Origin of the sequence: Staphylococcus saprophyticus subsp. saprophyticus ATCC 15305 = NCTC 7292, from assembly GCF_000010125.1 — a bacterium.
GTDB lineage: Bacteria > Bacillota > Bacilli > Staphylococcales > Staphylococcaceae > Staphylococcus > Staphylococcus saprophyticus.
Genome location: NC_007350.1, coordinates 1,553,190 through 1,579,251, shown reverse-complemented (window position 1 = coordinate 1,579,251; position 26,062 = coordinate 1,553,190). Strand labels below are relative to the sequence as shown.

Annotated in this window: 20 protein-coding genes; all 20 read left to right on the top strand. The window is 34.0% G+C overall.

Features of this window, described 5'->3' with window-relative positions:
* The first annotated feature begins 73 nt into the window (after positions 1-73).
* The 20 genes from topA to infB all read left to right on the top strand — a co-directional run bounded on the left by topA (position 74) and on the right by infB (position 25,454).
* A complete protein-coding gene (gene topA, locus SSP_RS07690; RefSeq protein WP_011303268.1) occupies positions 74-2,140 on the top strand; it encodes a type I DNA topoisomerase in 2,067 nt (688 codons plus the stop codon).
* A gap of 154 nt (positions 2,141-2,294) precedes the next feature.
* A complete protein-coding gene (gene trmFO / locus SSP_RS07685; RefSeq protein ID WP_011303267.1) occupies positions 2,295-3,602 on the top strand; it encodes an FADH(2)-oxidizing methylenetetrahydrofolate--tRNA-(uracil(54)-C(5))-methyltransferase TrmFO in 1,308 nt (435 codons plus the stop codon).
* 118 nt (positions 3,603-3,720) lie between these two features.
* The gene (xerC, locus tag SSP_RS07680; RefSeq protein ID WP_011303266.1) at positions 3,721-4,611 is read left to right on the top strand and encodes a tyrosine recombinase XerC; all 891 of its coding nucleotides are present in this window, start codon (positions 3,721-3,723) and stop codon (positions 4,609-4,611) included.
* A 3-nt stretch (positions 4,612-4,614) separates the two neighbouring features.
* Positions 4,615-5,157: an ATP-dependent protease subunit HslV gene (hslV, locus tag SSP_RS07675; protein ID WP_011303265.1), complete on the top strand. Its 543-nt coding sequence runs from the start codon at positions 4,615-4,617 to the stop codon at positions 5,155-5,157.
* A gap of 112 nt (positions 5,158-5,269) precedes the next feature.
* On the top strand, positions 5,270-6,682 hold the full coding sequence (gene hslU, locus SSP_RS07670; protein WP_011303264.1) for an ATP-dependent protease ATPase subunit HslU: 1,413 nt from the start codon (positions 5,270-5,272) through the stop codon (positions 6,680-6,682).
* Positions 6,683-6,705: 23 nt separating this feature from the next.
* Positions 6,706-7,479 (top strand): GTP-sensing pleiotropic transcriptional regulator CodY, encoded by a 774-nt coding sequence (gene codY / locus SSP_RS07665; protein ID WP_011303263.1) that lies wholly within the window; start codon positions 6,706-6,708, stop codon positions 7,477-7,479.
* A gap of 238 nt (positions 7,480-7,717) precedes the next feature.
* Positions 7,718-8,506, top strand: coding sequence for a 30S ribosomal protein S2 (rpsB, locus tag SSP_RS07660; protein ID WP_002483467.1), 789 nt, complete (start codon positions 7,718-7,720; stop codon positions 8,504-8,506).
* A 93-nt stretch (positions 8,507-8,599) separates the two neighbouring features.
* Positions 8,600-9,478, top strand: coding sequence for a translation elongation factor Ts (tsf, locus tag SSP_RS07655; RefSeq protein ID WP_011303262.1), 879 nt, complete (start codon positions 8,600-8,602; stop codon positions 9,476-9,478).
* 134 nt (positions 9,479-9,612) lie between these two features.
* Entirely contained in the window at positions 9,613-10,335 is a 723-nt protein-coding gene (gene pyrH, locus SSP_RS07650; RefSeq protein ID WP_002483465.1) for a UMP kinase, read from the top strand.
* Positions 10,336-10,351: 16 nt separating this feature from the next.
* Complete coding sequence (frr, locus tag SSP_RS07645; protein WP_002483464.1) at positions 10,352-10,906, top strand: ribosome recycling factor; 555 nt, start codon at positions 10,352-10,354, stop codon at positions 10,904-10,906.
* Between the two features lie 229 nt (positions 10,907-11,135).
* Positions 11,136-11,900 carry an isoprenyl transferase gene (locus SSP_RS07640; RefSeq protein WP_011303261.1) on the top strand — a complete coding sequence of 255 codons (765 nt, stop codon included), beginning with the start codon at positions 11,136-11,138 and terminating at the stop codon, positions 11,898-11,900.
* Positions 11,901-11,917: 17 nt separating this feature from the next.
* Positions 11,918-12,700, top strand: coding sequence for a phosphatidate cytidylyltransferase (locus SSP_RS07635; RefSeq protein WP_002483462.1), 783 nt, complete (start codon positions 11,918-11,920; stop codon positions 12,698-12,700).
* A gap of 323 nt (positions 12,701-13,023) precedes the next feature.
* A complete protein-coding gene (gene rseP / locus SSP_RS07630) occupies positions 13,024-14,310 on the top strand; it encodes an RIP metalloprotease RseP (protein ID WP_011303260.1) in 1,287 nt (428 codons plus the stop codon).
* 19 nt (positions 14,311-14,329) lie between these two features.
* Positions 14,330-16,030 carry a proline--tRNA ligase gene (locus SSP_RS07625; protein WP_011303259.1) on the top strand — a complete coding sequence of 567 codons (1,701 nt, stop codon included), beginning with the start codon at positions 14,330-14,332 and terminating at the stop codon, positions 16,028-16,030.
* 406 nt (positions 16,031-16,436) lie between these two features.
* Complete coding sequence (locus SSP_RS07620) at positions 16,437-20,753, top strand: PolC-type DNA polymerase III (RefSeq protein ID WP_011303258.1); 4,317 nt, start codon at positions 16,437-16,439, stop codon at positions 20,751-20,753.
* Positions 20,754-21,043: 290 nt separating this feature from the next.
* Positions 21,044-21,511, top strand: a complete 468-nt coding sequence (gene rimP / locus SSP_RS07615; RefSeq protein WP_002483458.1) for a ribosome maturation factor RimP — start codon at positions 21,044-21,046, stop codon at positions 21,509-21,511.
* 23 nt (positions 21,512-21,534) lie between these two features.
* Positions 21,535-22,728: a transcription termination factor NusA gene (gene nusA, locus SSP_RS07610; protein WP_002483457.1), complete on the top strand. Its 1,194-nt coding sequence runs from the start codon at positions 21,535-21,537 to the stop codon at positions 22,726-22,728.
* A 17-nt stretch (positions 22,729-22,745) separates the two neighbouring features.
* Positions 22,746-23,030 (top strand): RNase P modulator RnpM, encoded by a 285-nt coding sequence (gene rnpM, locus SSP_RS07605; RefSeq protein ID WP_002483456.1) that lies wholly within the window; start codon positions 22,746-22,748, stop codon positions 23,028-23,030.
* Positions 23,027-23,344 (top strand): L7Ae/L30e/S12e/Gadd45 family ribosomal protein, encoded by a 318-nt coding sequence (locus tag SSP_RS07600; protein WP_002483455.1) that lies wholly within the window; start codon positions 23,027-23,029, stop codon positions 23,342-23,344. The genes rnpM and SSP_RS07600 overlap by 4 nt, the downstream gene beginning before the upstream one ends.
* Before the next feature lie 4 nt (positions 23,345-23,348).
* Positions 23,349-25,454 (top strand): translation initiation factor IF-2, encoded by a 2,106-nt coding sequence (infB, locus tag SSP_RS07595; RefSeq protein WP_011303257.1) that lies wholly within the window; start codon positions 23,349-23,351, stop codon positions 25,452-25,454.
* The last annotated feature ends 608 nt before the right edge of the window (positions 25,455-26,062 follow it).

The following is a 26,062-nucleotide window of genomic DNA, read 5'->3' as shown; positions in this document are numbered from 1 at the left end:
AAACATTGACAAAAACAAAATACACCGTTTATCATTTATCTTTGTAATTAGAAAATGCAAGGGGGTAACTACTTTGGCAGAAAATTTAGTCATAGTTGAATCGCCTGCAAAAGCTAAAACCATTGAAAAATATTTAGGTAAAAAATATAAAGTAATCGCATCAATGGGGCACGTTAGAGACTTGCCTCGTAGTCAAATGGGTGTAGATGCTGAAAATGATTATGAACCCAAATATATTACGATACGTGGTAAAGGTCCAGTTGTAAAAGAATTGAAAAAACATGCTAAGAAAGCGAAAAAAGTATTCTTAGCGAGTGACCCCGACCGTGAAGGTGAAGCTATTGCTTGGCATTTAGCGAATATATTAAACTTGGAAGATTCAACAGAAAATAGAGTAGTGTTTAATGAAATAACAAAAGATGCAGTAAAAGATAGTTTTAAACATCCAAGAGGCATCGAAATGGAACTCGTTGATGCGCAACAAGCACGACGTATTCTAGATCGTTTAGTCGGTTATAATATCTCACCCGTATTATGGAAAAAAGTTAAAAAAGGGTTATCTGCTGGTCGTGTACAATCTGTGGCATTAAGACTAGTTATAGATCGTGAAAATGAAATTAGAAATTTCAAACCAGAAGAATATTGGAAAATTGAAGGCGAATTTAGATATAAGAAAACAAAATTCACAGCTAAATTTCTTCATTTTAAAAATAAACCATTTAAATTAACTGAAAAAGCAGATGTTGAAAAAATTACTACGCAGTTAGATGGCGATCAGTTTGAAGTGACTAAAGTGACTAAAAAGGAAAAAACGCGTTATCCAGCTAATCCTTTTACAACGTCAACACTTCAACAAGAAGCTGCTCGTAAATTGAATTTCAAAGCACGTAAAACAATGATGTTAGCCCAACAACTATATGAAGGTATAGATTTGAAAAAGCAAGGTACAGTTGGTTTAATCACTTATATGCGTACAGATTCAACAAGAATCTCAGACCAAGCGCAATCAGAAGCGAAAAATTACATTCAAGAAACATATGGTAATGACTATACATCTAATCGAAAATCAAAAGGTCAAGGCGATCAAGATGCCCATGAAGCCATCAGACCGTCTAGTACTTTACGTACACCAAATGAAATGAAAAATTTCTTAACTAGAGATCAACATAGATTATATAAATTAATTTGGGAACGTTTTGTTGCCAGTCAAATGGCACCTGCAATTTTAGATACAGTTGCAATGGATTTGACGCAAAATGACATCAAATTCCGAGCAAATGGACAGACAATCAAATTTAAAGGTTTTATGACTTTATATGTTGAAACCAAAGATGACAGTGAAGATGGTAAAGATAACAAATTACCAAATATTGGTGAAGGTGAAATGGTTACAGCTACGAACATTGAACCATCACAACATTTTACTCAACCACCACCACGCTATACTGAAGCGCGTTTAGTGAAAACAATGGAAGAATTGAAAATTGGACGTCCTTCCACATATGCACCAACGATCGATACAATCCAGAAAAGAAATTATGTGAAAAATGAAAGTAAACGTTTTGTGCCAACTGAATTGGGCGAAATTGTTCATGAACAAGTTAAAGATTACTTCCCAGAAATTATCGATGTTGACTTTACAGTAAACATGGAAACATTATTGGATAAAGTTGCCGATGGTGAGATTGGCTGGAAAAAAGTGATTTCAGATTTTTACAGTAGTTTCAAACAGGATGTAGAACGCGCAGAAGAAGAAATGGAAAAAATAGAAATAAAAGATGAACCTGCTGGTGAAGACTGTGAAGTCTGTGGTTCACCTATGGTTATTAAAATGGGTCGTTATGGTAAATTCATGGCTTGTTCAAATTTCCCAGATTGTCGAAATACAAAAGCTATTGTTAAGACAATTGGTGTGACTTGTCCTAAGTGTAAAGAAGGCGACGTTGTAGAACGTAAATCTAAAAAGAATCGTATTTTTTATGGTTGTTCTAAATATCCAGAGTGTGATTTTGTAACTTGGGATAAACCGATAGGAAGAGATTGTCCTAAATGTGAGCATTACTTAGTTGAGAAAAAACAAGGACGTAAGAGCCAAGTAGTATGTTCAAATTGTGATTACAAAGAAGAAGAGCAAAAGTAATATAGTATAGCGAATTTACGCTTGCAATCGTATTTATGAAAGAAATAGTTTAAACAATAACAGCAACTTATGACACATATATATAATGTAGATGCATGTATTTATATTTATGATACGATGTCTAAGTTGCTTTTTAATTATGGGAGGAAATCGAATGACTCAAGTTGTAAATGTAGTAGGTGCTGGTTTGGCTGGTTCAGAAGCAGCATATCAATTAGCGCAACGAGGCGTAAAAGTAAATCTTATAGAAATGAGGCCGGTGAAACAGACACCTGCACATCATACCGATAAATTTGCAGAACTCGTATGTTCGAATTCACTACGAGGCAATGCTTTAACAAATGCTGTCGGTGTACTTAAAGAAGAAATGAGACAGTTAGATTCTTTAATTATCAGTGCAGCGGATAAAGCGCGTGTGCCTGCCGGTGGCGCTCTAGCAGTCGATCGACATGATTTTGCTGGCTATGTGACTGAAACATTAAAAAATCATCCAAATATCACAGTTTTAAATGAAGAAATTAATAGCATACCTGAAGGATATACGATTATTGCAACAGGTCCTCTAACAACAGACAAGTTAGCAAACGAAATTGTGGAGGCAACTGGAAAAGATCAGTTGTATTTCTATGACGCTGCGGCACCAATTATTGAAAAAGACAGTATTGATATGAATAAAGTGTATTTGAAATCCCGCTATGATAAAGGTGAAGCCGCATATTTGAATTGTCCTATGACAGAAGATGAGTTTAATACATTTTACGATGCGCTCATGGAAGCTGAAGTTGCACCTGTAAATGAATTTGAAAAAGAAAAATACTTTGAAGGTTGTATGCCATTTGAAGTAATGGCTGAACGTGGTAGAAAAACATTATTGTTCGGTCCAATGAAACCCGTGGGTCTCGAAGATCCTAAAACAGGCGAAAGACCATACGCTGTCGTACAACTACGCCAGGATGATGCTGCAGGAACACTATACAACATTGTAGGTTTCCAAACACATTTAAAATGGGGAGCTCAAAAAGATGTCATCAGATTAATTCCAGGATTAGAAAATGTTGAAATAGTTAGATATGGTGTCATGCACCGTAACACATTCATCAATTCGCCTGATGTTTTAACTGAAACTTATGAATTAAAAGGAAGAGAAGAACTTTATTTCGCAGGTCAAATGACTGGTGTTGAAGGGTACGTAGAGAGTGCCGCTAGTGGACTCGTTGCAGGTATCAATGTAGCACATAAAATGCTTAACAAGGGAGAAGTCATTTTCCCTAGAGAAACGATGATAGGTAGCATGGCATATTATATTTCACATGCCAAAAATGAAAAAAACTTCCAACCAATGAATGCTAACTTTGGTTTACTAACAACATTGGAAAAGAAAGTAAAAGATAAAAAATTACGTTATGAAAAATTAGCAGATCGTGCTTTAACATATTTAGATAATTACAAACAAACGCTATAAAATATTGTATTTTTATAATTCTTTCCGAAAATTTTGAAAGTTTTACTCAATTTAATAGTTATTTTTCGCAGACCCCTCTGTCAATATGCTACAATTTATGTTGATGGAGGGGTTTTTATTGGAAAAAATCCAACAAGCGTATTTATATATGCTAAAAGTAGAAAAACAATTTTCAGAGCACACTTTAAAATCCTATCATGATGATTTAGAACAATTTAATGTTTTCTTAGCTCAAGAACATTTAGATTTGAATGCGTTTGAATACAAAGATGCTAGGAACTATCTCAGTTACTTATATTCAAAAAACTTGAAAAGAACCTCAGTTTCACGTAAAATTTCTACGCTGAGAAGTTTTTATGAATATTGGATGACACAAGATGAAGCGGTGGTAAATCCGTTCATACAATTGGTACATCCGAAAAAAGAACATTATTTACCACATTTTTTCTATGAAGAGGAAATGGAAGCATTATTTGACACGGTTGAAAATGATGCAAAAAAAGGCTTGCGAGATAGGGTAATCTTAGAACTACTTTATTCTACTGGTATTAGAGTTTCAGAGTTAGTGCATATAAAAGAACAAGACATAGATATGACGTCGCCAGGTGTAAAGGTATTAGGTAAGGGTGGCAAAGAACGTTTTATCCCCTTTGGCGAGTTTTGTAAACAAAGTATGGAACGATATTTAGCGTCATTCAAACCTAAATTAAATAGTAATCACGATTATTTATTAGTTAATATGAAAGGCGATCCTATCACTGAACGTGGCGTTCGTTATGTATTGAACGACGTAGTGAAACGAACGGCTGGTGTTACAGAGATACATCCTCATAAACTTAGACATACATTTGCGACACACATGTTAAACCAAGGTGCAGATTTAAGAACAGTGCAATCTTTGCTCGGTCACGTTAATCTGTCAACAACTGGTCGATATACGCATGTGACAAATGAACAATTAAGAAAAGTATATTTAAATGCACATCCTCGTGCAAAAAAGGAGAATTAAATAATGAGTACATCTATACATGCAACAACAATATTTGCAGTACAACATAATGGACATGCAGCAATGGCTGGAGATGGTCAAGTTACTCTAGGTGAACAAGTCATCATGAAACAAACAGCGAGAAAAGTGAGACGTTTATATAATGATAAAGTATTAGCTGGTTTTGCTGGAAGTGTAGCAGATGCGTTCACTCTATTTGAAAAATTCGAAACAAAATTACAACAATTTAGTGGGAATTTAGAAAGAGCTGCAGTGGAATTAGCACAAGAGTGGAGAGGCGATAAACAATTACGTCAGCTAGAAGCTATGTTGATTGTAATGGATGAAACATCAATCTTAGTAGTTAGCGGTACAGGAGAAGTAATCGTACCAGATGATAATTTGATTGCAATTGGGTCAGGTGGTAACTATGCGTTAAGTGCAGGTAGAGCGCTAAAACGTAATGCAACACATTTGTCTGCGAGCGAAATGGCTTATGAAAGTTTGAAAGTTGCTTCAGATATTTGTGTATTTACAAATGACCGAATTATAGTTGAGAATTTATAGCTGAGTAAATAAATTAATGAAAATGTCTAAATTTAGAATTAATTGGCAATAGTAAACATGTATAAATTATAAGTTGTTTTAAAGCACAAAATTAATGGAGGTAACGTATCATATGGAGACAAATGGAATAAAATTAACACCTAGAGATATTGTATCAAAACTTAATGAATATATTGTTGGTCAAGACGATGCTAAACGTAAGGTTGCAATTGCATTAAGAAATAGATATAGAAGAAGTCTATTAACTGAAGAAGAAAAACAAGAGGTCGCACCTAAAAATATTTTGATGATTGGACCTACGGGTGTAGGTAAAACGGAAATTGCAAGACGTATGGCTAGATTAGTTGGCGCTCCATTTATTAAAGTTGAAGCAACTAAATTTACAGAAGTAGGTTATGTTGGACGTGATGTAGAAAGTATGGTTAGAGACCTTGTAGATGTTGCTGTTAGACTTGTAAAAGATCAAAAAAAGGCATTGGTACAAGATGAAGCCCAAGATAAAGCGAATGAAAAGTTAGTGAAATTGTTAGTACCTAGTATGAAGAAAAAAGCTAATAACAATACGAACAGTAATAACCCATTGGAATCTTTATTTGGTGGTTCAATCCCTAATTTTGGTCAAAATAATGATGACGAAGAAGAAACACCCACTGATGAAGTGAAAACGAAACGTTCAGAAATTAAGCAACAATTATTAAATGGTCAATTAGAAGATGAGAAGGTACGCTTAAAAGTTGAACAAGATCCAGCTGCTATGGGCATGTTAGGTACGAACCAAAACCAACAAATGCAAGACATGATGAACCAATTAATGCCTAAGAAAAAAGTTGAAAGAGAAGTTCCAGTTAAAACTGCACGTAAGATATTAACTGATGAATTTGCTGATGAATTGATTGATCAAGAAACAGCTAACCAAGAAGCTATTGAATTAGCTGAACAAATGGGCATTATATTTATCGATGAAATAGATAAGGTTGCGACAAATAATCAAAATTCAGGGCAAGATGTATCTCGCCAAGGTGTTCAAAGAGATATATTACCAATTCTTGAAGGTAGCATGGTTCAAACAAAGTATGGTACTGTTAACACTGAACATATGCTATTTATTGGTGCTGGAGCATTCCACGTGTCTAAACCAAGTGATTTAATTCCAGAGTTGCAAGGCCGTTTTCCAATTCGCGTTGAACTAGAAAGTCTTTCAGTTGAAGATTTTGTTCGAATCTTGACGGAACCTAAATTATCACTTATCAAACAGTATGAAGCGTTACTACAAACAGAACAAGTAACGGTTAAATTTACAGATGAAGCAATTAAACGATTAGCAGAAATTGCATTCCAAGTAAACCAAGATACTGATAACATTGGTGCACGTCGATTGCATACTATACTTGAAAAAATGCTAGAAGATTTATCATTCGAAGCACCAAGTATGCCTAATGCGGTTGTAGATATTACACCACAATATGTTGATGATAAGTTGAAATCAATTTCAACAAACAAAGATTTAAGTGCATTTATTTTATAATATAAATATAAAGGAGTAGGAATATGAGCTTATTATCAAAAACGAGAGAATTAAATACACTTTTGCAAAAGCATAAAGGTATTGCGGTAGATTTTAAAGATGTAGCACAAACGATAAGTAGTGTGACAGTAACAAATGTTTTTATAGTTTCAAGAAAAGGTAAAATTTTAGGTTCGAATTTAAATGAATTATTAAAAAATGAACGTATCATCCAAATGTTAGAAAATAGACATATACCTGTAGAATATACAGATCAATTGATGGATGTGAAAGAAACACAATCCAATATTGGTATTGATAATGTACTAACTGTTTTCCCACCTGAAAATAATGATTTATTCGGTGATAGCAGAACAACAATTTTCCCAATTTTAGGTGGTGGCGAAAGACTTGGTACATTAGTTCTAGGACGTGTGACAGAAGATTTTTCTGAAAACGACTTGGTATTAGGTGAATACGCAGCTACAGTTATCGGTATGGAAATATTACGTGAAAAACATAATGAAGTAGAACAAGAGGCAAGAGATAAAGCAGCTATTAGTATGGCGATCAACTCATTATCATATTCTGAAAGTGAAGCGATTGAACATATATTTGAAGAACTAGGTGGTAAAGAAGGCTTACTGATCGCTTCAAAAGTTGCAGATAGAGTCGGCATTACACGTTCAGTTATTGTAAATGCCTTGCGTAAACTAGAAAGTGCGGGTGTAATCGAATCACGTTCATTAGGTATGAAGGGTACATTTATTAAAGTTAAAAAAGACAAGTTCTTAGATGAACTAGAAAGAATCAAATAAAATTTTATTGCGTAACGACTTAATTGAGAACGACTAATAGATGGGCTTAGTCGTTCTTTATAATGTGTAAATTAATGGACAAAAACTATTGATTTGCATAGGTAAATATGATATATTTATTGACGGCTATGAAGCCAATACACACACAGAAAGTTAAAGTATAAAGGGTGCGATATTTAATTGTCGTGTTTATATGAGCTTTTTGTGGAGGTAATAAACCAATAGGAGGAATTTTATTATGGCAGTAATTTCAATGAAACAATTGCTAGAAGCAGGTGTTCACTTCGGTCACCAAACACGCCGTTGGAACCCAAAAATGAAAAGATACATTTTCACTGAGAGAAACGGTATTTACATTATCGATTTACAAAAAACAGTGAAAAAAGTAGAAGAAGCTTATAACTTCATTAAACAAGTATCAGAAGATGGCGGAAAAGTTTTATTCGTTGGTACGAAAAAACAAGCACAAGATTCAGTTAAAGCTGAAGCAGAACGTGCTGGTCAATTCTATGTAAACCAAAGATGGTTAGGTGGAATCTTAACTAACTATAAAACAATTTCTAAACGTATTAAACGTATCTCTGAAATTGAAAAAATGGAAGAAGATGGCTTATTCGAAGTATTACCTAAAAAAGAAGTTGTAGAACTTAAAAAAGAATATGACCGTTTAATTAAATTCTTAGGCGGAATTCGTGATATGAAATCTATGCCTCAAGCATTGTTCGTTGTTGACCCTCGTAAAGAGCGCAACGCAATTGCTGAAGCACGTAAATTACACATCCCAATTGTTGGTATTGTAGATACTAACTGTGATCCAGATGAAATTGATTACGTTATCCCTGCAAACGATGATGCTATCCGTGCCGTTAAATTATTAACTGGTAAAATGGCAGATGCAATCTTAGAAGGTCAACAAGGTGTATCAAATGAAGAAGTAGCAGCTGAACAAAATATTGATTTAGATGAATCAAAAGAAGCTACTGAAGCAGAAACAACTGAAGAAAACACTTCTGTTGAATCAAACTAAGAATAATGTAAAATGGGTGATAAGATATTGAAGCTTATCACCTTTTTTTAAAATAAATAAAATAAAATTCATTAAATAATGGAGGAATTTGAAATGGCAATTTCAGCTAAACTTGTAAAAGAATTACGTGAAAAAACTGGCGCTGGTATGATGGACTGTAAAAAAGCGTTAACAGAAACTGATGGTGACATCGATAAAGCGGTAGACTTCCTACGTGAAAAAGGTATCGCTAAAGCTGCTAAAAAATCTGACCGTATTGCGGCAGAAGGTTTAGTACACGTTGAAGAAAGAGGAAACGAAGCAGCAATTGTTGAAATCAATTCTGAAACTGACTTCGTTGCTCGTAATGAAGGTTTCCAACAATTAGTGAAAGAAATTGCTATCCAAGTATTAGATACTAAAGCAGAAACAGTTGAAGCACTTTTAGAAACAAACTTACCAGATGGTAAATCAGTTGACCAACGTGTTAAAGAAGCTATCTCAACTATCGGTGAAAAATTAAGTATCCGTCGTTTTGCTGTTAGAACTAAAACAGACAACGATTCATTCGGTGCTTATTTACACATGGGTGGACGTATTGGTGTATTAACTGTAGTTGAAGGTTCTACTGATGCTGAAGCAGCTAAAGATGTTGCAATGCACATTGCTGCAATCAACCCTAAATATGTTTCATCTGAACAAGTAAGCGAAGATGAAATCGCTCATGAAAGAGATGTTTTAAAACAACAAGCTCTAAATGAAGGTAAACCAGAAAATATCGTTGAAAAAATGGTTGAAGGTCGTTTACGTAAATATCTACAAGAAATTTGTGCAGTTGACCAAAACTTTGTAAAAAATCCTGATCAAACAGTTGAAGCTTTCTTAAAATCTAAAGGTGGTAAACTAGTTGACTTCGTACGTTATGAAGTAGGCGAAGGCATGGAAAAACGTGAAGAAAACTTTGCTGACGAAGTTAAAGGACAAATGAAATAACTTTTCATAAGTTAAAACAAGGAAGAAGACACCTTTTGTGCTCCGTATGAAAGATTCACTTTTGTATTGGAAGACCTATTGTGTCTTCTTTACTTGTATAATTTACATATTTTTACAATAGAGAGGATAAGACAATGGCTCAAACTTCTAAATACGAACGTGTTGTATTAAAATTAAGTGGCGAAGCACTCGCAGGTGACGATGGATTTGGAATTAACCCAATTATAATCAAAAGTATTGCAGAACAAGTAGCTGAAGTAGCTAAATTGGACTGTGAAATTGCTGTTATCGTTGGTGGCGGTAATATTTGGAGAGGTAAAACTGGTAGCGATTTAGGCATGGATCGTGGTACAGCAGACTACATGGGTATGTTAGCTACAGTAATGAATGCATTAGCATTACAAGATAGCCTCGAACAATTAGAATGTGACACACGTGTTTTAACTTCAATAGAAATGAAACAAGTTGCAGAACCTTATATTCGCCGTCGTGCAATCAGACATTTAGAAAAAAATCGTGTGGTCATCTTTGCAGCAGGTATAGGTAACCCTTACTTCTCTACTGACACAACTGCAGCATTGCGTGCAGCTGAAGTTGAAGCTGATGTTATCTTAATGGGCAAAAATAATGTCGACGGTGTTTATTCTGCTGATCCAAAAGTAGATCCAAATGCAATCAAATATGAGCACCTAACGCATATCCAAATGTTACAAGAAGGTTTACAAGTTATGGATTCAACAGCTTCATCATTCTGCATGGATAATAATATTCCATTAAATGTATTTTCAATAACTGAAGAAGGTAATATTAAACGCGCTGTCATGGGTGAAAAAATAGGAACATTGATTACAAAATAATTAGAGGTGTATGACTATGAGTGACATTATTAATGAAACTAAATCAAAAATGCAAAAATCAATAGACAATCTTTCAAGAGAATTAGCTAATATCAGTGCTGGTAGAGCGAATTCAAACTTATTAAATGGTGTAAATGTTGATTATTACGGTGCGCCAACACCAGTTCAACAACTTGCTAGTATTAGTGTGCCAGAAGCACGCTTATTAGTCATTTCTCCATATGATAAATCATCAGTTGGCAATATTGAAAAAGCAATCAATGCAGCTAACTTAGGTGTTAATCCTTCAAGTGATGGAGAAGTTATCCGTATCAGTGTACCAGCATTAACTGAAGAACGTCGTAAAGAGCTTGTTAAAGATGTTAAAAAAATTGGCGAAGACGCTAAAGTTGCAGTAAGAAATGTGCGTCGTGACTCAAACGATGAGCTTAAAAAACAACAAAAAAATTCTGACATCACTGAAGATGATTTAAGAACACAAACAGATGATGTACAAAAATTAACTGACGATTCAATAAAAGAAGTTGAAAAATTGTTAGAAGAAAAAGAACAAGATATTATGTCAGTATAAACATGGTAATGATGATAATGGCTTCAATCATTAAGGCGATATAATTGAACTTATATTGTTGCTGATTAAGAGGCTAATCATATTTTTATCTGAACTGTATCAAATCAGACTTTGGTACAGTTTTTTTATTTGTTTATTCAATGCAACAATCTAGTATGATAAAATGGTAGATAATTGCATCTAGAACCTATTATAATAAACATAGATGATCACGCTCGGAGGAAATACCATGTTTAAAAAGTTAATTAAAAAAAATAAAAATCAGCCAATCCAATCAGAGTTTGGCTTGGACTTACATAACATACCTGAACATGTTGCTATAATCATGGACGGTAATGGTCGCTGGGCAAAACAAAGAAAATTGCCTAGAATTAAAGGTCACTATCAAGGTATGCAAACAGTTAAAAAAATCACAAAAGTTGCTAGTGATATTGGAATTAAATATTTAACATTGTATGCATTTTCTACAGAAAATTGGACTAGACCTGAAAATGAAGTCAATTATATCATGAACTTGCCAGTTAACTTTTTAAAAACATTTCTACCAGAGTTGATAGAAAATAATGTAAAAGTCGAGACAATTGGTTTTATGGAATATTTGCCATCATCTACACTCAAAGCAATCGCTAAAGCCAAAGAAGATACTAAAGATAATACAGGTTTAAAATTAATCTTCGCGATTAATTATGGTGGTCGTGCTGAAATATTAAACAGTGTAAAAACAATCTATGATGAACTAACTGCTAAAGGATTAACTAGTGATGACATTACAGAACAGATGATTGATGATCATTTGATGACACATGCATATCCTGACCCAGATCTTTTGATAAGAACATCAGGTGAACAAAGAATAAGCAATTTCCTTATTTGGCAAGTATCTTACAGTGAATTTATTTTCAATGAAAAGCTATGGCCAGATTTCGATAAAGAAGAATTAATAAATTGTATTAAAATTTATCAATCACGGCAGCGTCGATTTGGTGGATTATAAATAGTTAGGAGAATAGTATGAAAGTTAGAACTTTAACGGCAATTATAGCACTTATCGTTTTCCTCCCAGTTTTACTTAAGGGTGGCCTTATTCTAATGCTATTTTCATATTTATTGGCATTCATCGCTTTAAAAGAATTGCTTAATATGAATATGATTAAGTTCTTATCAATACCAGGGATAATTAGTGCATTAGGTATTTTAATCATTATGTTACCTCAAGATGCGGGGAGCTGGGTTAACGACCTTCAATTAAAATCGTTAATAGCAATGAGTTTTATTTTATTAAGTTATACAGTACTTTCTAAAAATAGATTCAGCTTTATGGATGCGGCATTTTGTCTAATGTCCATCGCATATGTAGGTATCGGATTTATGTATTTATATGAAACACGCTCAGAAGGTTTACATTACATATTATTTGCGTTTTTAGTGGTTTGGTTAACTGATACAGGTGCGTATATTTTTGGTAGATTGATGGGTAAACACAAATTATGGCCAGTCATTAGCCCTAACAAAACTGTTGAAGGCTTTGTAGGTGGTTTGATTTGTAGTTTAATCGTACCGCTAGTAATGATGATCTTTGTAGATTTCAATATCGCACTATGGTTATTGCTAATCATTACGATTATTTTAAGCATGTTTGGTCAATTGGGTGACTTAGTAGAGTCAGGATTCAAGCGTCACTTTGGCGTAAAAGATTCTGGAAGAATTTTACCAGGTCACGGTGGCATTTTAGATCGTTTTGATAGTTTTATGTTTGTCTTACCATTATTAAATATTTTATTAATTCAAATATAATACATTTACGATATGACTTTTATAATTTTATAAAAATGCGAAAGGAGTTAATGGATTGAAATAACTGGTTATTTAATAACAGTTAATGATATTCTTAACTCCTTTTGACAAGGTCGAAAGATTTCACAATGCTAAATTAAATTTTCAATATTTATAAGTTAGCATGTTGATAACTGTTGAATAAAAATGATTAGAGTTACGTGTATGACAAAGTATAGTTGTGGTATACTTTTATAACTTAAAGTTGGTAGTATACATTACTGACACATTGCATTTTATCCAACATGCAGTTAATTTATTAAGAAAATATGAGGTGTATCAAATTGAGTTTTCTAGTAACAATTATTTCTTTTATCATTGTTTTTGGTGTCCTCGTAACCGTACATGAATATGGGCATATGTTTTTTGCTAAACGTGCAGGAATTATGTGTCCAGAATTTGCTATTGGTATGGGACCTAAAATATTTAGTTTTAGAAAAAATGAAACATTATATACGATACGACTATTACCAGTTGGTGGTTATGTGCGTATGGCTGGTGATGGTTTGGAAGAACCGCCGGTACAACCAGGTATGCATGTTAAAATAAAATTGAATGATAAAGATGAAATTACACATATCATTTTGGATGACCAACATAAATTCCAACAAATTGAAGCGATAGAAGTGAAACAATGTGATTTTAAAGATGGCTTGTATATCGAAGGTGTAACGCCTTATGATCAAGAACGTCATAGGTATAATATTGCTAAAAAATCATATTTTGTTGAAAATGGTAGCTTAATTCAAATTGCACCAAGAGATAGACAATTCACGTATAAAAAGCCTTATCAAAAGTTTTTAACATTATTTGCTGGACCACTATTTAACTTCTTACTTACATTGGTATTATTTATCGGTCTTGCGTATTATCAAGGTACACCGACAAATGGCATTGATGAAGTCATGAAAGATTCACCGGCACAACAAGCTGGTCTTAAATCTGGTGATAAAATTGTTAAATTAGATGATAAAAAAATTGAAACTAAAGGCGATATAGATAGTGTTGTAAAAAATATTAAAGATAATAAGACAGAAGTTACGGTTGAACGTGATGGAAAAACACATACGATGGATATCAAGCCTAAAAAAGTAGAACAAAAAGTGACGAAAACTAATACACAAACTAGATATTTATTAGGCTATAGTGCAAGTACCGAACATACAATATTTAAACCAATTGCAGCTGGTGTTGAACGATCACTAGAGGCGGGTAAATTAATATTTACAGCTATTGTAAGTATGATTGCCAGCATATTTACTGGTCATTTTTCTTTCGATATGCTAAACGGACCAGTTGGTATATATCACACTGTGGATTCAGTAGTTAAAACAGGTATCATTAATTTAATTTCTTGGACGGCACTATTAAGTGTTAACTTAGGCTTAATGAACTTGTTACCAATACCTGCACTAGACGGTGGCCGTATTTTATTCGTCATATATGAAGCGATATTTAGAAAACCGGTTAATAAGAAAGCCGAAACAACAATTATTGCGATTGGTGCTGTTTTTGTACTTATTATAATGGTCTTAGTGACATGGAACGATATTCAACGTTATTTCTTATAAAAGGGAGAGAGGTAGTTAAATGAAACAATCAAAGGTATTTATTCCAACAATGAAAGAGGTACCAGCAGGAGCAGAAGCACTGAGCCATCGTTTATTACTGAAAGCTGGTTTAATTAAACAAAGTACAAGTGGGATCTATAGTTATTTACCTTTAGCTGCACGCGTACTGAATAATATTGAAGCAATTGTGCGTGAAGAAATGGAACGCATAGATGCGGTTGAAATCTTAATGCCTGCATTACAACAAGCAGAATTATGGGAAGAGTCAGGTCGCTGGAGTGCTTACGGTCCAGAACTGATGCGTCTACAAGATCGTAACGGACGTGAATTTGCATTAGGACCAACACATGAGGAAGTTGTAACGTCCATCGTTAGAGATGAATTGAAGTCATACAAACAATTACCACTTACGTTATTCCAAATACAATCTAAATACAGAGATGAAAAGCGTCCACGCTTCGGTTTGTTACGTGGTAGAGAATTTATCATGAAAGATGCTTATTCGTTCCATGCGGATGAGGACTCTCTAGATGCATCTTATCAAGACATGTATAACGCATACGGTCGCATATTTAAACGTGTTGGTATTAATGCGCGACCAGTTGTTGCAGATTCAGGAGCAATTGGTGGCAGTCACACACATGAATTTATGGCACTAAGTGAAATCGGCGAAGATACGATTGTGTATAGTGAACAGAGTGACTATGCTGCAAATATTGAAAAAGCGGAAGTAGTCTATCAAGCCAATGAAAAACATGAAGATTTACAACCATTAACAAAAATAGAAACACCAAATATTCATACTGCGCAAGAACTGGCTACATTCTTAGACAAACCCTTAGACGAAATTACTAAATCTATGGTATTTAAAATAGATGGAGAATTTATTATGGTCTTAGTTCGTGGTCACCATGAATTGAATGATATTAAGTTAAAAGCATACTTTGGTACGGATAATATTGAATTAGCTTCTGAAGACGAAATTGTTAATCTTTTAGGTGCGAAACCTGGCTCGCTAGGTCCAGTTTTTGATAAAGAGATTAAAGTCTATGCCGATAATTTCATTCAAGATTTAAATAATATTGTCGTTGGTGCAAACGAAGATGGCTATCATTTATTAAATGCTAATATTGGTCGTGATTTCGAAGTTGATGCTTTCGGAGACTTTAGATTTATATTAGAAGGTGAACCATTATCAGATGGCTCCGGACCAGCTCGCTTTGCAGAGGGCATTGAAGTTGGACAGGTATTTAAATTAGGAACGAAATACTCTGAATCAATGAATGCAACATTTTTAGATAATCAAGGTAAAGCACAGCCACTATTAATGGGTTGTTATGGAATTGGCGTATCAAGAACATTAAGTGCGATTGTTGAACAAAACAATGATGAAAATGGCATCATTTGGCCAAAATCTGTAACACCATTTGATTTACACTTAATTACGATTAATCCTAAAAAAGATGATCAACGTGAATTAGCAGATCAATTATATACCCAGTTAAAAGAAAACTACGATGTTTTATATGACGATCGTAAAGAACGTGCAGGTGTTAAATTTAATGATGCTGATTTAATTGGATTGCCAGTGCGTGTGGTTGTTGGTAAAAATGCAGCAGAGGGTATAGTAGAAGTGAAACGTCGTGATACAGGTGAAAGTGAAGACGTCCATGTGGATAATTTAATTAATTATGTAAACACATTGTATTCTAATATCTAATTTTAGAGCAGGAACTAGGATAATTTGTTATAATATACAAAGTAAACTGTGCGTTAAAAAGTATAAATATGGGAGATAGGTAGAAACCGGATTTTTCAAAAGGTTTCATTGTCCCAGCTTGACAATTATGACTAGGGTAGATGATTACTTGAATTGAAGCTCATGTATAAGAGTGAGACTTTACATCTACTGCCAATTGACAAAAAAGTCTGAGACATCTATTTGTGTCTCAGACTCTTTTGTTATTCATGTAAAGTAATATCATAGTGCGACAAGTTGAACTAATAGAAATTTTTAGATATTCCGTTATAGTATAGAACATGTAAATTCATACATACACCGTCATAAAATATAAGTATCTATATATAAGAAAAGTAGTGTAATTAATAGTAAGGTGGTTATCGTCATGGCAATGACAAATGAGGAAAAATTTAAAATACTAGCTGACCAAATCAAAATTACTGAGCATTTAGATTCAGAAATATTGGAAAATAGTGAATTAACACGTGTTGATGTCAAAACATCAGATCGAACTTGGGTATTTCAAATTACATTCCCACATTTTTTAACAATTGAAAATTATTTGCTTTTTACAGGTGCAATCATTGAAGAATTTAAAACGATTGCAGATGTAAAATGTAATTTCACGGTAAAAGATAAAACAAATCAAGATGAATTTGCAATAAAATATTTTAGCCACTGTATTGATCAAACAAAATTATCACCCAAAGTAAAAGGACAATTAAAACAAAAACGCTTAATTATGTCAGGTGATGTATTAAAAGTCATGTGCCAAAACGATGTTGAACGAGATCACTTTGATAAAGCGTGTAATGGTAGTTTGATTGCAGCATACCAACAGTGTGGGTTTAATATAAGTAAAGTCGTTTTCGAAACAGATAGTGCAGTTAACGATGGGGATTTAGCGTCATTAGAAGCACATATTCAAGAAGAAGATGAGAAAAGTGCGCGTGAAGCAACAGAAAAATTAGAGAAAATGAAGGCTGAAAAAGCAAAACAACAGGACAATAACGAAAGTGATGTTTCAAAATGTCAAATTGGTAAACCAATCCAAGTTGAAAATGTACGTCAAATTGACTCAATTATCGAAGAAGAATTTAAAGCTGCTGTAGAAGGTGTTATTTTCGATATCAATTTAAAAGAATTGAAGAGTGGGCGTCATATTGTAGAATTAAAAGTAACAGATTATACAGATTCTCTTGTCTTGAAAATGTTCACACGTAAAAATAAAGATGATTTAGCGCATTTTAAAGCTTTAAGTGTAGGTAAATGGGTTCGTGCACAAGGGCGTATTGAGGAAGATACATTTGTACGTGACCTAGTTATGATGATGTCAGATATCGAAGAAATAAAAAAAGCTACAAAACAAGATAAAGCTGAAGACAAACGTGTTGAATTCCATTTACATACGTCAATGAGTCAAATGGATGGTATTCCAAACATATCAGATTATGTAGATCAAGCTGCGAAATGGGGACATAAAGCCATTGCGGTAACAGACCATAATGTTGTGCAAGCATTCCCAGATGCACATAGTGCTGCCGAAAAAAATGGAATTAAAATGATTTATGGCATGGAAGGTATGCTGGTAGATGATGGTGTACCAATCGCATATAAACCAAAAGATTGTGACCTAAAAACAGCTACTTATGTAGTATTTGACGTTGAGACAACGGGACTTTCAAATCAATACGATAAAATTATTGAACTTGCAGCTGTTAAAGTAAAAGACGGCGAAATTATTGATAAATTTGAACGATTCAGTAATCCTCATGAACGATTGTCAGAAACAATTAAAAACTTAACGCATATTTCAGATGACATGTTAGTAGATGCCCCTGAAATAGAAGAAGTGCTTACTGAGTTTAAATCATGGGTAGGCGACGCCATTTTTGTAGCGCATAATGCATCATTTGATATGGGCTTCATCGATACAGGTTATGAACACGTTGGCATTGGTGCTTCCACGAACGGCGTCATTGATACATTAGAATTATCTAGAACAATTAATACAGAATATGGTAAGCATGGCTTAAATTTCTTAGCTAAAAAATACGGGGTTGAATTAACGCAACACCATAGAGCGATATATGATACAGAAGCAACGGCTTATATGTTCATAAAAATGCTTAAGCAGCTAGAAGCGCTTGGTGTTCACAACCATCAAGATATCAATACGTCATTGTCAAATGAAGATGCGTATAAGCGTGCACGACCAAATCATGTAACACTCATTGTGCAGAACCAAGATGGTTTGAAAAATCTATTTAAAATTGTGAGTGCATCTCTTGTTCAATATTATTACCGTACACCAAGAATTCCACGTTCCTTGTTGGATGAGTATAGAGAAGGAATACTTGTAGGCTCTGCGTGTGATGAGGGCGAAGTATTTACAGCAGTTATGCAAAAAGACCAGTCTCAAGTAGAGCGAATTGCCAAATATTACGATTTTATTGAGGTTCAACCGCCAGCACTTTATCAAGATCTAATTGATAGAGAGCTAGTAAGAGATAATGAAACTTTACATGAAATTTATAATCGTTTAATTCGAGCGGGGGATGTAAATAATATTCCAGTGATTGCAACAGGTAATGCACATTATTTAAATGAACATGATGCGATTGCTCGTAAAATATTAATTGCCGCTCAACCGGGTAATCCATTAAATCGCTCTACTTTACCAAAAGCGCATTTTAGAACAACGGATGAAATGTTAGATGAATTACACTTTTTAGGTGAGGAAAAAGCATATGAACTTGTAGTTCAGAATACGAATGATTTAGCAGATAAAATAGAACGTGTCGTACCAATTAAAGATGAACTATTCACACCGAGAATGGAAGGTGCGAATGAAGAAATACGTGAAATGAGTTACGATAATGCAAAAGCACTTTACGGCGATGATTTACCACAGATTGTCATTGATCGTTTAGAGAAAGAATTGGAAAGTATTATAGGTAATGGTTTCTCAGTAATATATTTAATTTCTCAAAGATTAGTTAAAAAATCACTGAATGATGGTTACTTAGTAGGTTCACGTGGTTCTGTTGGTTCGAGCTTTGTGGCAACAATGACTGAAATTACAGAAGTGAATCCCCTACCACCACATTATATTTGTCCAGAGTGTAAGCAAAGTGAGTTCTTTGATGATGGTTCTGTTGGTTCAGGATTCGATTTACCAGACAAGAAATGTGAATCGTGCGGTTGTGATTTGATTAAAGAAGGCCAGGATATTCCATTCGAAACTTTCTTAGGATTTAAAGGGGATAAAGTACCTGATATTGACTTGAACTTTAGTGGTGAATATCAACCTGAAGCGCATAACTATACTAAAGAGCTATTTGGTGAAGATAAAGTATTTCGTGCGGGAACGATCGGTACGGTTGCAGAAAAAACTGCTTTTGGTTTTGTGAAGGGATATTTAAACGATCAAGGTATTCATAAACGAGGAGCAGAAATAGACAGACTTGTAAAAGGTTGTACTGGTGTTAAACGTACGACTGGACAACATCCAGGTGGTATTATTGTTGTTCCCGATTATATGGATATTTACGATTTTACACCTGTTCAATTCCCAGCAGATGATCAAGGTTCTTCTTGGATGACAACGCACTTTGATTTCCATTCCATTCATGATAATGTGTTGAAATTGGATATACTGGGTCACGATGATCCTACTATGATACGTATGTTGCAAGATTTGTCAGGTATTGATCCAAAAACGATTCCAGTAGATGATAAGGAGACGATGGGCATTTTTAGTTCGCCAGAGCCTTTAGGTGTCACTTCCGATGAAATTTTATGTAAAACAGGTACATTTGGTGTACCAGAATTCGGAACTGGATTTGTTAGACAAATGTTAGAAGATACGAAACCAACAACATTTTCTGAATTAGTTAGAATTTCAGGGCTATCTCATGGTACGGATGTATGGTTAGGTAATGCACAGGATTTAATACGCTCTGGTAAATGCGATTTAGCAAGTGTAATTTGTTGTCGTGATGATATCATGGTCTACTTGATGTATAACGGTTTGGAACCTTCATTAGCCTTTAAAACAATGGAATTTGTTCGTAAGGGTAAAGGTTTAACTGATGATATGGTAGAAGCGATGGTTGATAATGAAGTGCCAGATTGGTACTTAGACTCATGTAGAAAGATTAAATACATGTTCCCTAAAGCCCACGCAGCAGCTTATGTACTAATGGCTGTACGTATTGCTTATTTCAAAGTGCACTATCCATTATATTACTATGCTAGTTACTTTACTGTACGTGCTTCAGACTTTGATTTAATCTCAATGATTAAAGATAAAGAAAGTATACGTAACACGGTAAATGATATGTATTCACGTTATATGGATTTAGCAAAAAAAGAAAAAGATACGTTAACGGTGCTTGAGATTATGAACGAGATGGCACAACGTGGCTACCGAATGCAACCAATCAGTTTAGAGAAGAGCAAAGCATTTGAATTCATAATCGAAGGGGATACTTTAATTCCTCCATTTATTGCTGTACCAGGTTTAGGTGAAAATGTTGCACAAAGAATTGTAGAAGCGCGCGATGAAGGGCCTTTCTTATCTAAAGAAGATTTAAATAAAAAAGCTGGTTTATCTCAAAAAGTTATTGAGTATCTAGATGAATTAGGTTCATTACCTAATTTGCCAGATAAAGCACAGCTTTCCATTTTTGATATGTAATCCTTAAATATGATTTACTAGAGACTATTTAGATTTCAATTAAGTGTATTATTTTATAGATTTAGTAAAAGTATAAGAGGTTGATATATTTTACTTGAATTTGACATTAATTAAATATAAGTAAATTTGAGAATAACTTAAGTAAGTTGTCATTGTGCCGTTTAACAAATATAGTTATTTGTATAGAAAATGAACATATGGTATAATAATAGTGCTTAAAAAATTAGACTCAGGCAGAAAGAGTGGGCATAATACCCGCTCTTTTCTATTTGCCAAAAAAGGAGGTCAGCATGAGTAAAATAACTGAGCAAGTTGAGACTATCATTCAACCTGTCCTTAACGACTTAAATTTTGAATTAGTAGAAGTTGAGTTTACCAAAGAAGGAAAAGACCATTTTTTAAGAGTATCTATAGATAAAGAAGGCGGCGTTGATTTAAACGATTGTGCGCTAGCTTCTGAAAAAATCAGCGAAGTCATGGACGCGGAAGATCCTATACAAGAAATGTATTATTTAGATGTCGCGTCACCTGGTGCTGAAAGACCAATTAAAAAAGAAAAAGATTTCCAAAATGCAATAACAAAACCAGTATTTGTTTCTTTATATGCACCGATTGAAGGTTCTAAAGAATGGTTAGGTATTTTACAATCTGTTGATGAAACAAACATTGTTATGGAAGTTAAAGAAAAGGCTAAAACAAAGCAAATTGAAATTCCAAGAAATAAAATCGCAAAAGCACGCCATGCTGTAATGATATAACGTGATGAGGAGGATGATAAGTCGTGTCAAGTAATGAATTATTATTAGCTACTGAGTACTTAGAAAAAGAAAAAAAGATTCCTAGAGAAGTATTAATCGATGCCATTGAAGCAGCTTTAATCACTGCTTATAAAAAGAACTACGATAGCGCGAGAACTGTACGCGTAGAATTAAATATGGATCAAGGTAGTTTCAAAGTAATCGCTCGTAAAGAAGTGGTTGAAGAATCAATGGATGATAGAGAAGAAATTAGTTTAGATACTGCATTAGTAAAAAATCCAGCCTATGAAATTGGTGATATTTACGAAGAAGATGTAACGCCAAGTGACTTTGGTCGTGTAGGTGCGCAAGCAGCGAAACAAGCTGTTATGCAACGTTTACGTGATGCAGAACGCGAAATCCTTTACGATGAATTCATCGATAAAGAAGATGATATTGTAACGGGTTTAATTGATAGAGTAGACCATCGTTATGTATATGTGAATTTAGGCCGTACTGAAGCTGTACTATCTGAAGCTGAAAGAAGCCCAAATGAAAGTTATATTCCGAATGAAAGAATTAGAGTGTACGTAAATAAGGTTGAACAAACTACAAAAGGTCCACAAATTTATGTTTCTAGAAGTCATCCAGGCTTATTAAAACGTTTATTTGAACAAGAAGTGCCTGAAATATTTGATGGTACAGTTATTGTTAAATCTGTTGCACGTGAAGCAGGAGATCGCTCTAAAATCAGTGTGCATTCTGATAACCCTGATATTGATGCAGTTGGCGCATGTGTTGGTGCTAAAGGTGCACGTGTAGAAGCGGTTGTAGAAGAACTTGGTGGCGAAAAAATTGATATTGTTCAATGGAATGAAGATCCTAAGGTATTTGTTAAGAATGCATTAAGCCCTTCACAAGTGCTACAGGTTATCGTGGATGAGCCAAATCAATCAACAGTCGTTGTTGTCCCTGACTATCAATTATCACTAGCAATTGGTAAACGTGGTCAAAACGCGAGATTAGCAGCAAAATTAACTGGTTGGAAGATCGATATTAAATCAGAAACTGATGCGAGAGCAGCAGGCGTTTATCCTGCAGAAGAAGCATTAAATGAAGAAGATGAAATGCAATTAGATGATGTTGTGTCGTCTGAAAATATTGAAGTAGAAGAAGATACTACTGAATCGCAACCAACAGAGACAGTTGAAATAGAAGACGAAGACGCAGAAAAATAAATTGGAGTGGATACTTTATGAAAAAGAAAAAAATTCCAATGCGTAAATGTATACTATCAAATGAAATGCATCCTAAAAATGACATGATTCGAGTTGTAATCAATAAAGATGAGCAAATTTTTGCTGATGCGACAGGTAAACAACAAGGTCGTGGTGCCTACGTATCAAAGGATGTTAAGCTAGTAGAAGAAGCTCAACAAAAAGGTGTTTTAGAAAAGTATTTTAAAGCTGATGCTGATACATTAGAGCCTGTGTATAAAGAAATTATACGTCTTATATACCGTGAAGAGATACCTAAATGACCAAAGAACAAATCGTAAATTTTTTAGGTTTAGCAATGCGTGCTGGAAAAGTAAAAACAGGTGAATCAGTTATTTTAAATGATTTGAAAAAGAACAAACTAAAGCTCGTAATCATTGCAACGGATGCTTCTGATAACACAATTAAAGTGATACAGAACAAATGTGAAAGTTACCATATATCATTACGTATATTTGGAACGAGAGCTGAATTAGGACAAGCTTTGGGTAAAGCAGAACGTGTAAACATTGGAATCACTGATCAAGGCTTTGCTAAAAAGTTATTGTCAATGATTGATGAATATCGTAAGGAGTGACTATATGAGTAAAAAAAGAATTTACGAATACGCAAAAGATTTAAAAATTAAAAGTAAAGAAATTATTCATGAATTGAAAAAAATGGACGTTGAGGTAACGAGTCATATGCAAACGTTAGAAGACGACCAAATTAAAGCTTTAGATAAAATTTACAAACCAGAAAAAGCAGAACAAAGTGAGAAATCACAACAAAAGAATACTCAAAATAAACAACAAACAACTCACAATAAAGGTAACCAATCGAATAAAGGTAACCAAAATAATAAGCCGAATAATAAGAAAAATAATAAAAATAACAAGAACAACAAAAATAATAAAAATAACAAACAACCTAAACAAGAAGAACCAAAAGAAATGCCATCAAAAATTACCTACCAAGATGGCATAACAGTTGGTGAACTTGCTGAAAAATTAAATGTTGATTCTTCAGGTATTATCAAAAAATTATTCTTATTAGGTATCATGGCTAATATCAATCAATCATTAGATGACGAAACATTAGAACTTATTGTAGACGATTATGGTGTTGAAATTGAAAAAGAAATCGTAGTTGATGAAGAAGACTTGGCGATTTATTTTGATGATGAAACAGAAGATGAAAATGCAATAGAACGTCCAGCAGTAGTTACAATCATGGGGCATGTTGACCATGGTAAAACGACGTTATTAGATTCTATTCGTCATACAAAAGTTACAGCTGGAGAAGCTGGTGGTATCACACAACATATCGGTGCTTACCAAATTGAAAATGATGGCAAAAAAATCACTTTCCTTGATACACCTGGTCACGCTGCTTTTACAACAATGCGTGCACGTGGTGCTCAAGTTACCGATATTACTATTTTAGTAGTGGCAGCTGATGATGGGGTAATGCCTCAAACAATTGAAGCAATAAATCATGCCAAAGAGGCTGAAGTGCCAACAATTGTAGCTGTAAACAAAATTGATAAACCTACTTCAAATCCAGACCGTGTGATGCAAGAATTAACTGAATACGGTTTAATTCCAGAAGACTGGGGTGGCGATACAATCTTCGTTCCACTTTCAGCATTAAGTGGCGACGGTATTGAAGATTTATTAGAAATGATTGTATTGACTTCAGAAGTACAAGAATTAAAAGCTAATCCAGAGAAAAATGCTGTAGGTACAGTGATTGAAGCTGAATTAGATAAGTCACGCGGTCCGTCTGCTTCATTATTAGTTCAAAATGGTACACTCAATGTGGGTGATTCACTCGTAGTTGGTAACACGTATGGTAGAATTCGTGCAATGGTTAATGATTTAGGCCAACGTATTAAAACGGCTGGTCCTTCTACACCAGTTGAAATTACTGGTATTAATGATGTGCCACAAGCTGGTGACAGATTTGTTGTATTTAAAGATGAAAAACAAGCAAGACGTATTGGTGAAGCACGCCATGAAGCTAATGTGATGCAACAACGTCAAGAAAGTAAGAGTGTTTCATTAGATAATTTATTTGAACAAATGAAACAAGGTGAAATGAAAGATCTTAATGTCATCATCAAAGGTGACGTTCAAGGTTCAGTTGAAGCACTTGCTGCGTCATTGATGAAAATAGATGTTGAAGGCGTTAATGTGCGTATTATACACACAGCTGTAGGTGCTATAAATGAATCAGACGTTACTTTAGCTAATGCCTCTAACGGTATTATTATCGGTTTCAATGTTCGACCAGATACTGGTGCAAAACGTGCGGCAGATAATGAAGGCGTAGATATGCGTTTACACCGTGTCATTTACAACGTTATAGAAGAAATAGAATCAGCAATGAAAGGTATGCTAGATCCAGAATTTGAAGAACAAGTTATTGGGCAAGCAGAAGTTCGTCAAACTTTCAAAGTTTCTAAAGTCGGTACAATTGCAGGTAGTTATGTTATTGATGGTAAAATCACACGTAATGCAGGTGTACGTGTCATTAGAGACGGCATTGTACAATTCGAAGGGGAACTAGACACATTGAAGCGTTTTAAAGATGACGCAAAAGAAGTAGCTCAAGGTTACGAATGTGGTATCACAATTGAAAAGTATAATGACCTTAAAGAAGGCGACATCATTGAAGCGTTCGAAATGGTAGAAATTAAAAGATAAAATTTAAATTAAAATAAAGATTCAGGCATATAATCACCTCAGACTAACGATAATCATTTTCTTTATTGAAATCATCATAAGCACGCCAAAAGTGAGATTAAAATCTCATTTTTGGCGTGCTTTTTTATTATCAATGAAGTTTCTGTATAAGGGCGTAAATTGAGTCACCATCAGTCATCATTAGGGACTTTTAGATTTAATTAAGATATGTTTATGAATCGATGAGAGTATATCTGTTAACAACTAAATAGATTATATTTGATAATGATGTAAAGCTTTCGTACTCTGAAGCATCGTATAAAAGAGAGTGTTGATAGTAGATGTGAAAAATATCAGGGATGTTGATTTTATGTATTATGTTGTTATATAATATATATTCCAAAATTCGATGGCTTATCAGTGATTCGAATTTTAAGTATACGTCGTTTATAGTTTATTAAACAATTAATATCAAAAGATATTAAAATTAAATAATTGAAACATACAAATGTTATCGCACTATTTTATATAATTAATAGATGTTTTTTATAATTGTAAATTAGATATAAAAAATATTGTAAAATTACCTTTATTTATATTGGCTGACACTGGCTGTCTATGTGCATGAT